This window comes from Streptomyces sp. SID11385 (assembly GCF_010548245.1).
Lineage (GTDB): Bacteria > Actinomycetota > Actinomycetes > Streptomycetales > Streptomycetaceae > Streptomyces.
On the sequence record NZ_JAAGLR010000043.1, the window covers coordinates 1 to 8,709 of the forward strand.

The window sequence follows — 8,709 nt, forward strand, 5'->3', positions numbered from 1 at the left end:
TGGGCGCGGCGCTGGCCGGGGAGGCCGACGTCGCGGGTGCGGGGGCGGGGGGCCGGGGCGTGCGGGCCCGCCAGGGAGATGTGGACGCCCTGGTCGGCGAGGGCCTGGAGCTCCGTCGCGGCGCGTTCCTCCCCGGGGGCAGGTTCGTCGGTGACGAGGCGGGTGATGAGGTCGGGCGCCACGGTCTGGAACATCGTGTCGGTGCCGAGCTTCGTGTGGTCCGCGAGGACGACGACCTCGGCGGCCGACTGGACGAGCGCGCGATCGACGCTCGCCGAGAGCATGTTGGCGGTGGACAGGCCGCGCTCGGAGGTGAGACCGCTGCCCGAGAGGAAGGCGCGCGAGACGCGCAGGCCCTGGAGGGACTGCTCGGCCCCGCTGCCGACGAGGGCGTAGTCGGTGCCGCGCAGGGTGCCCCCGGTCATGACGACCTCGACACGGTTGGCGTGCGCGAGGGCCTGGGCGACGAGGAGGGAGTTGGTCACGACGGTGAGACCGGCGACGCGCGCGAGGCGGCGGGCCAGCTCCTGCGTCGTGGTCCCCGCGCCGATCACGACGGCCTCGCCGGGCTCGACGAACTCGGCGGCGAGTTCGGCGATCGCGGCCTTCTCGGCCGACGCGAGTTGGGTCTTCTGCGGGAAGCCGGTCTCGCGCGCGAAGCCACCGGGGAGCACGGCGCCCCCGTGCCTGCGGTCGAGCAGCCCTTCCGCTTCGAGGGCCCGCACGTCCCGCCGTACGGTCACTTCAGAGGTCTGGACGACGCGGGCCAGTTCCCGGAGCGAGACGGCTCCGTTGGCGCGCACCATTTCAAGGATCATTTGACGACGTTCAGCAGCGAACACAGAACAGACGGTAACGCGCATGACTGTCCGCGTTCACCACTTTCCGCCGAGTTACGGAAGTTGTCCACACGGGACCCGTGAAAGTGGTATACGGGTCCGCGCACGGCGCCCGAAGGCGCTCACGGCGACGGGCCATCGCGTCGCCGCGATGGCCCGGTAGCCCGTCCGAGCAGGGAAGTTGAGACCGTACGGCCCCTCAGACCTGCTCCTCCGCGCGCTTGACGGTGTGGAGCTGGCGCGCCACCTCGGCGATCGAACCGGACAGCGACGGGTACACAGTGAACGCGTTAGCGATCTGTTCCACGGTCAGATTGTTGTCCACAGCGATCGAGATGGGGTGAATGAGTTCACTCGCGCGGGGGGCGACGACCGTACCGCCGACGACGACGCCGGTCCCCGGGCGGCAGAAGATCTTGACGAATCCGTCGCGGATGCCCTGCATCTTGGCGCGCGGGTTGCGCAGCAGCGGGAGCTTGACGACGCGCGCGTCGATCCGGCCGCCGTCCACGTCGGCCTGGCTGTAGCCGACGGTGGCGATCTCGGGGTCCGTGAAGACGTTGGACGAGACGGCCTTGAGGTTGAGCGGGGTGACCGCGTCGCCGAGGAAGTGGTACATCGCGATGCGGCCCTGCATCGCGGCGACGGAGGCGAGCGCGAAGACGCCGGTGACGTCGCCGGCCGCGTAGATGCCGGGGGCGCTCGTGCGGGAGACCTTGTCGGTCTTGACGTGCCCGGAGTCCTTGAGCTTGACCCCGGCCTCCTCCAGGCCGATGTCCGTCGTGTTCGGGATCGCGCCGACCGCCATGAGGCAGTGCGAGCCGGTGATGACACGGCCGTCCGCGAGCGTGACCTCGACGCGGTCGCCGACGCGCTTGACGGCCTGCGCGCGCGAGCGGGCCATGACGTTCATGCCGCGGCGGCGGAAGACGTCCTCCAGGACGGCGGCGGCGTCCGGGTCCTCGCCGGGCAGGACGCGGTCGCGCGAGGAGACGAGGGTGACGCGCGAGCCGAGCGCCTGGTAGGCGCCCGCGAACTCGGCGCCCGTGACACCGGAGCCCACGACGATCAGTTCCTCGGGCAGCTCGTCGAGGTCGTAGACCTGCGTCCAGTTGAGGATGCGCTCGCCGTCGGGGCGCGCGTCGGGCAGCTCGCGCGGGTGCCCGCCGGTCGCGATGAGCACGGCGTCGGCGGTCAGGCGCTGCTCGGAGCCGTCGGCCGCGGTGACGACGACGGTGCGCGAACCGTCGCTGTCCTGCTGGCCCTCCAGGCGGCCCCGGCCGCGCACGACGCGGGCGCCCGCGCGCGTGACGGAGGCCGTGATGTCGTGCGACTGCGCGAGCGCGAGGCGCTTCACGCGGCGGTTGACCTTGCCGAGATCGACCCCGACGACGCGCGCCGGGCGGTCTATGTACGGGGTGTCGTCGGCGACGAGGATGCCGAGTTCCTCGTACGAGGAGTCGAAGGTCGTCATCACCTCGGCGGTCGCGATGAGAGTCTTCGAAGGCACGCAGTCGGTGAGCACCGAAGCCCCGCCGAGGCCGTCGCAGTCGACGACGGTCACCTCCGCGCCGAGCTGGGCGCCCACGAGGGCCGCTTCGTATCCGCCGGGTCCGCCACCGATAATCACGATCCGAGTCACGTACTTCATTGTCCCGCACGCGCCAAATTGCTTCGCGCCCGGGCCCACCGTCCGGGGTGTGCAACGGGTCACGCCGCCGCCCGCACCCTCCCGTACGCGTCCGCCTCCCGCGACTCCCCCGCCTCCCCACGCCGTCTGCCGTACTCTCGACCCCATGTCGCTCTACGCTGCGTACGCAGGAAATCTCGACGCGCGGCTGATGACGCGCCGTGCCCCGCACTCCCCGCTGCGGGCCACCGGCTGGCTCGACGGCTGGCGGCTGACCTTCGGCGGCGAGCACATGGGCTGGGAAGGCGCGCTCGCCACGGTCGTCGAGGACCCGGCCTCGCAGGTCTTCGTGGCGCTGTACGACATCGCGCCCCCCGACGAGGAGGCGATGGACGGCTGGGAGGGCGTCGGCCTCGGCATCTACCGCCGCGCCCGGGTCCGCGTGCACACGCTGGAGGGCACGGAGTCCTCGTGGCTGTACGTCCTCAACGGGTACGAGGGCGGCCTGCCGTCCGCGCGCTACCTCGGCGAGATCGCCGACGCGGCGGAATCGGCGGGGGCGCCGCACGACTACGTGATGGAACTGCGGAAGCGTCCCTGCTGAACGCGCGTCGGCCGTGCACGCGCGTCGGCCGCCGCGCGGGCGCGTCCGTGCGTACCGGTCTCCCGGCGGACGACGCCGCTCCGCCAGGGCCGGGTTCCCGCCAAAGGCGGCCGTCTTCACGACTTCCGCCACTTCCCGCCCTCCGGCCCCCTGACCAGGCGGCTCCGTGTCCGGACGCGTCCGCGATCGCCTACCGGCAAGTCAACATCAGGTCGTTATCAGCGACGTCTACGCGCGTAGGCTGTGAGCGGTTACGCTCATTCGCGTGAACGCATCAGTTATTCCGGACGACATCCAGGCCGACCCCTTCGCCGCCGCCCGGGCCGCCGCCGCGCGGCTCGGTGAGCTGACGGGGGCCGAGACGCACGACGTGGCCCTGGTGATGGGCTCGGGCTGGGTGCCCGCCGCGGAGGCGCTCGGCGCGGCGGACCACGACCTGTCCTTCACGGACCTGCCCGGCTTCCCGCCGCCCGCCGTCGAGGGCCACGCGGGCCGCATCCGCTCGTACGGCGGACTCGGCGGCAAGCGCGCCCTCGTCTTCCTCGGCCGCACGCACTACTACGAGGGCCGCGGCGTGGACGCGGTCGCGCACAACGTGCGCACCGCGGTCGCCGCCGGGTGCAAGACGATCGTGCTCACCAACGGCTGCGGCGGGCTGCGCGCCGGGATGCGGCCGGGGCAGCCGGTGCTGATCAGCGACCACATCAACCTCACGGCGACCTCGCCCATCCACGGCGCGAACTTCGTGGACCTCACCGACCTCTACTCGCCGCGCCTGCGCGCGCTGTGCAAGGAGATCGACCCCACGCTCGAAGAGGGCGTGTACGTGCAGTTCCCCGGCCCGCACTACGAGACGCCCGCCGAGATCGGCATGGTCCGCGCGATGGGCGGGGACCTCGTCGGCATGTCGACGGTCCTGGAGGCGATCGCGGCGCGCGAGGCGGGGGCCGAGGTGCTCGGCATCTCGCTCGTCACCAACCTCGCGGCCGGCCTCACGGGCGAACCCCTCAACCACGAGGAGGTCCTTCAGGCGGGCCGCGACTCGGCCGCCCACATGGGCGCCCTGCTCGGCCAGGTCCTCGACCGCGTCTGACGGGCCCTTCGCCGCCGAGGGCTCCCCTGCCCGCGGGGGCTCTCCGTCGTACGGGGTAGGTGTCCCGTACGACCTCCGGGGGACGAGACCGCCCCGCCGCCCCCGCACCGGAGCCGAGGGGCTGCCGTACCGAAGCCGAGAAAGGCACGACCACCGTGGTGGACAAGGACGACGCGCAGGACCTCATCGACCGTGCCCGCCGCTGGCTGGCCGAGGACCCCGACCCGGACACGCGCGCCGAACTGGCCGCGCTGCTGGAGGCGGAGGATCTCGACGCGCTGCGGGACCGCTTCGCGGGCCTGCTCCGCTTCGGCACGGCGGGGCTGCGCGGGGAGCTGGGGGCGGGCTCCTCACGGATGAACCGGGCCGTGGTGATTCGTGCGGCGGCGGGGCTCGCGGCCTTCCTGCGGGAGCACGGCAAGGGGGACGGGCTCGTCGTCGTCGGCTACGACGCGCGCCACAAGTCGGCGGACTTCGCGCGCGACACCGCCGCCGTGCTGACCGGCGCGGGGCTGCGCGCCGCCGTCCTGCCCCGGCCGCTGCCCACGCCCGTCCTCGCCTTCGCGATCGGGCACCTCGGCGCGGTCGCCGGGGTCGAGGTGACCGCGAGCCACAACCCGCCGCGCGACAACGGCTACAAGGTCTACCTCGGTTTCGGCTACCCGGAGCCCGGCGAGGGCGCGGGCTCGCAGATCGTCGCTCCGGCGGACGCCGAGATCGCCGCCGGGATCGAGGCGATCGACGCGCTGGCGCAGGTGCCGCGCGCCGAGGACGGGTGGACGGTACTCGGGGACGACGTCCTTGAGGCGTACGTGGAGCGCGCGGTCTCCGTGCTCGCGCCCGGCTCGCCCCGTACCGCCCGCATCGTGCACACCGCGCTGCACGGCGTCGGCACCGAGACCGTCACGGCGGCCTTCGCGCGGGCCGGGTTCCCGGCGCCCGTACCGGTCGCCGAACAGGCCGCGCCCGACCCGGACTTCCCGACCGTCGCCTTCCCCAACCCGGAGGAGCCCGGCGCGATGGACCTCGCCTTCGCGACGGCGCGGGCGCACGAGGGCGTCGACCTGATCGTCGCGAACGACCCCGACGCCGACCGCTGCGCCGTCGCCGTGCCGGACGCGTCGGCGACGGCGGGCTGGCGGATGCTCACGGGTGACGAGACGGGCGCCCTGCTCGCGACGCACCTGCTGCGGCGCGGCGAGCGCGGCGTCTTCGCCGAGTCGATCGTCTCCTCGACGCTCCTCGGCACCCTCGCCCGCGCGGCCGGCGTCCCGCACGAGGAGACGCTGACGGGCTTCAAGTGGATCTCGCGCGTCCCCGGGCTGCGGTACGGGTACGAGGAGGCGCTCGGCTACTGCGTGGACCCCGGGGGCGTGCGCGACAAGGACGGGATCACCGCCGCGCTCCTCATCACGGAGTACGCCTCGGTACTCAAGGAGGAGGGCCGCACGCTCTCCGACGCGCTCGACGACCTCGCGCACGAGCACGGTCTGCACGCGACGGCCCAGCTCTCCGCCCGCGTCGCCGACCTCTCCCTCATCCCCGCCGCGATGGACCGCCTGCGCACCGGCCCCCCGGCCCGCCTCGCGGGCCTCCCCGTCACCTCGGCCGACGACCTCAACCTCCCGAAGGACGGCCTTCCCCCCACGGACGGACTGCGGTACGTCCTGGAGGGGGACGTCGACGGGCTGGCCACCCGGGGCCGGGTCGTCGTCCGCCCGAGCGGCACCGAACCGAAGCTCAAGTGCTACCTGGAGATCGTCCTCCCGGCGGGGCTGCCGGTCGCGGAGGCGCGGGAACGCGCGGCGGCGCTGCTCACGGAGCTGAAGCGGGACGTGGGGGCGGCGGCGGGTCTCTGAGGGGCGGGTTCTGAGGGGCCGGGGGCGCGGGCCCGGGGCCCGGCACCGTACGCGGAGGGCGCTCGCGCCGGAGGGCCGCACCGTACGGCGCCCTCCCTCACCGTGCCGCTCCCCCGCCGTGCCGCCTCCCGCCCGCCGTGGCAACGTCGGGTGCGGGGCCGCCCGTGTGCGGGGCTCCGGAAGGCGAGCGCCATGCCCACGTTTTCGCTGGCCCCGCAGGGGCCCTTCGCCCTGTCCGCCGCCCTCGGCTTCCTGACGGACTTCACGCCCGCCGCGTATCCCGCCGAGGACGACGGCGTCCTGCGCCTCGCCTTCCCGGCGGACGACGGCACGCACGTCGTCGGCTGCGCGGTACGGCAGCCGGAGGACGCGGGGGATGTCCGGGCCGAGTGGACGTCGGACGGCGCCGCTCCCGCCGCCGTACGGGCCCAGGTGGCGCGCGTCCTGTCGCTCGACGTGGACGGGAGCGGCTTCCCCGCCGTGGGCCGGGCCGATCCCCAGGTCGGGCGGCTCCAGGAGGAGTTCCCGGGCCTGCGCCCGGTCTGCTTCTACTCCCCGTACGAGGCCGCCGCGTGGACCGTGATCGGCAACCGGCTGCGGATGACGCGCGCGGCGGCCGTGAAGGACGAGCTGGCCCGTACGTACGGCGAGACCCTGACGGTCGCGGGCCGCGAGCGGCACGCCTTCCCGCTGCCCGCGGTGCTGCGCGACCTCGATCCCGTACCGGGTGTGAGCGCCGTCAAGACGGAACGGCTGCACGCGCTGGCCGAGGCGGCGCTGGACGGCCGCCTCGACGCGGCGGCGCTCCGCGCCCTCCCGCCGGAGGACGCCCTCGCCCGCCTCCAGGAACTGCCCGGCATCGGCCCCTTCTCGGCGGAGCTGATCCTCATCAGGGGCGCGGGCCACCCGGACGTGTTCCCCCGTGCGGAGCACCGCTTGCACGCGGCGATGGCGGAGGCGTACGGCCTCCCGGAGACGCCCGACGCGCTCGCCCCCGCCGCGGCGAAGTGGCGCCCGTACCGCTCCTGGGCGTCCCTGCTGTTCCGCGCCGGAGCGGGCTGAGAGGGAGCGAGCGGCAGCCCTGCCGCACGAAATTCCCCGTACCGGGGCGCCCATTCGTTTCGTAAAGTTTCGCCGCTCCCGCGCCACCCTGTTCCCGCACCACGGCATGTCAGCGCCCCCGTCGCGGCCTCGGGCCCCGCGAAGCGCCCGTTCAGGGTTTCGCTCGCGCCCCCGTGAGCTGCCCGATCCTTCGAAACTTGCGCGATCCGTTGACGGGGCTCTTCCGGTTCCCCAGGATGCGTGCGGACGTACCCACGCGGTCAGGCCGCACCCCCACCCGTACGGAGAGCTGTCATGCACAGGACATACGCCCCGCCCTCACGCGCCTTCCCCCTGCTTCTCGCCCTGTGTTGCCTGCTGCCCCTGCTCGGGCTCGCGGGAGGGACGGCGCACGCGGCCACCTCGGCCCCCGCCGCCCCGGGAGAGCGGCAGTTGCTGATCGGTCAGTCGAGCAAGGCCGCCTGGGACGACTGGACTTCGTTCGGGCAGGACCCGGCGGGCGGTTCGGTCTACTACGAGGTGGCCTCGGGCACGTGGGTCGGCGCGAACCACGCCGCGTACGCCTCCTTCCTCGCCGACCGGGGCGCGACGATCCAGGTCGGCGTGAGCTGGAAGGACAACCCGCCCGGCTTCACCGGCGGCGACGAGGCCGCCAAGGCCGCCCGCTCGCGCGAGGTGACGCGGGAACTCGGCGAGGGGCAGTACGCGGACCGCTTCACCACGCTCATCGACTTCGCCAACGCGCACCCGGCGGCCACGTTCCTGCTGCGCCTGGACTACGAGGTGAGCCCGTACTACCACTGCACGGACGAGAGCTGCGACTCGTACAAGAAGGCCTTCGCCCGCATCCGCGCCCTCATCGACGGACGCACGCACGGCAACGTCCAGTACGTCTTCCACCCTGTGCGCGGCAGCTACGCGCAGATGTACCCGGGCGACGCGGTGGTGGACCGCGTCGGCGTCTCGCTCTTCGCGCACGAGCTGTGCCTGCCGATGTACGACAACGGCTACCTCTACAACGGGACGCCGCCCGACAACTACGACACCGCGGACCTCCAGTGCCGCAACGCCTACATCGGCAAGGACTCCTCCGGGAACGACGCCGCCGTGTGGAAGAACTGGGACTACGACGGCAACGTCCTGAAGATGATGAAGTTCGCCCAGGACCACGGGAAGAAGATGATCGTCTCGGAGGGCGGGATGATGAACTTCACGGCGGACGGCTCCGACACGAGCGGCAAGGAACCGGACCGGGGCGCGCTGTGGGTCCAGCGGCTCTTCGGGCTCCTGCACTACTCCGGCCCGATCCCCAACGAGTCCGGCAGCTACGACCTCTCGGACGTCATCACGGCCGTCACCTACATCGATCTCGACTTCCGCTACGGCTGGGACGGGATCGACGACGGCAGCTTCGACTTCCCGCCGGGCTCGTCCTGGTTCGTCGACGGCCGCCTCTCGCAGTCACCGGCCGCACGCGCGGCCTTCTGCACGGGCCTCGCGGAGGGCGGCTTCGGCACGCGCTGCTGAGACGGCGGGGCCGGCGGGGGGGCGGGCCGCTGGGGCCGCTCGGGCCGCTGGGCTCGTACGCGTCCGGCGGTCGTACGCGTCCGATGGTCGTGCGA

Annotated in this window: 7 protein-coding genes; 5 read left to right on the forward strand and 2 right to left on the reverse strand. The window is 73.3% G+C overall.

Features of this window, described 5'->3' with window-relative positions; genetic code table 11:
- A partial coding sequence (locus G3I42_RS01815) for a DeoR/GlpR family DNA-binding transcription regulator (protein WP_164282101.1) occupies positions 1–818 on the reverse strand: 818 nt, incomplete at its 3' end.
- A 220-nt stretch (positions 819–1,038) separates the two neighbouring features.
- Positions 1,039–2,490, reverse strand: a complete 1,452-nt coding sequence (locus G3I42_RS01820) for an NAD(P)H-quinone dehydrogenase (protein WP_164282102.1) — start codon at positions 2,488–2,490, stop codon at positions 1,039–1,041.
- Between the two features lie 145 nt (positions 2,491–2,635).
- Here G3I42_RS01820 and G3I42_RS01825 point away from each other — a divergent pair, with 145 nt between their 5' ends.
- The 5 genes from G3I42_RS01825 (at position 2,636) to G3I42_RS01845 (ending at position 8,614) form a co-directional block, all read left to right on the forward strand.
- Positions 2,636–3,073: a gamma-glutamylcyclotransferase gene (locus G3I42_RS01825; protein ID WP_009065914.1), complete on the forward strand. Its 438-nt coding sequence runs from the start codon at positions 2,636–2,638 to the stop codon at positions 3,071–3,073.
- A 265-nt stretch (positions 3,074–3,338) separates the two neighbouring features.
- The gene (locus tag G3I42_RS01830) at positions 3,339–4,166 is read left to right on the forward strand and encodes a purine-nucleoside phosphorylase (RefSeq protein WP_164282103.1); all 828 of its coding nucleotides are present in this window, start codon (positions 3,339–3,341) and stop codon (positions 4,164–4,166) included.
- Positions 4,167–4,321: 155 nt separating this feature from the next.
- Positions 4,322–6,025: a phospho-sugar mutase gene (locus G3I42_RS01835; RefSeq protein WP_343244420.1), complete on the forward strand. Its 1,704-nt coding sequence runs from the start codon at positions 4,322–4,324 to the stop codon at positions 6,023–6,025.
- A 192-nt stretch (positions 6,026–6,217) separates the two neighbouring features.
- A complete protein-coding gene (locus G3I42_RS01840) occupies positions 6,218–7,087 on the forward strand; it encodes a DNA-3-methyladenine glycosylase 2 family protein (RefSeq protein ID WP_164282104.1) in 870 nt (289 codons plus the stop codon).
- Positions 7,088–7,381: 294 nt separating this feature from the next.
- Positions 7,382–8,614 (forward strand): hypothetical protein, encoded by a 1,233-nt coding sequence (locus G3I42_RS01845; protein ID WP_164282105.1) that lies wholly within the window; start codon positions 7,382–7,384, stop codon positions 8,612–8,614.
- Positions 8,615–8,709 lie beyond the last annotated feature (95 nt).

Bases quoted from the DNA above. Each gene is read 5' to 3' on its own strand.
- G3I42_RS01820 (WP_164282102.1), bottom strand. From the start codon at position 2,490: ATGAAGTACGTGACTCGGATCGTGATTATCGGTGGCGGACCCGGCGGA.
- G3I42_RS01825 (WP_009065914.1), top strand. From the start codon at position 2,636: ATGTCGCTCTACGCTGCGTACGCAGGAAATCTCGACGCGCGGCTGATG.
- G3I42_RS01840 (WP_164282104.1), top strand. From the start codon at position 6,218: ATGCCCACGTTTTCGCTGGCCCCGCAGGGGCCCTTCGCCCTGTCCGCC.
- G3I42_RS01845 (WP_164282105.1), top strand. From the start codon at position 7,382: ATGCACAGGACATACGCCCCGCCCTCACGCGCCTTCCCCCTGCTTCTC.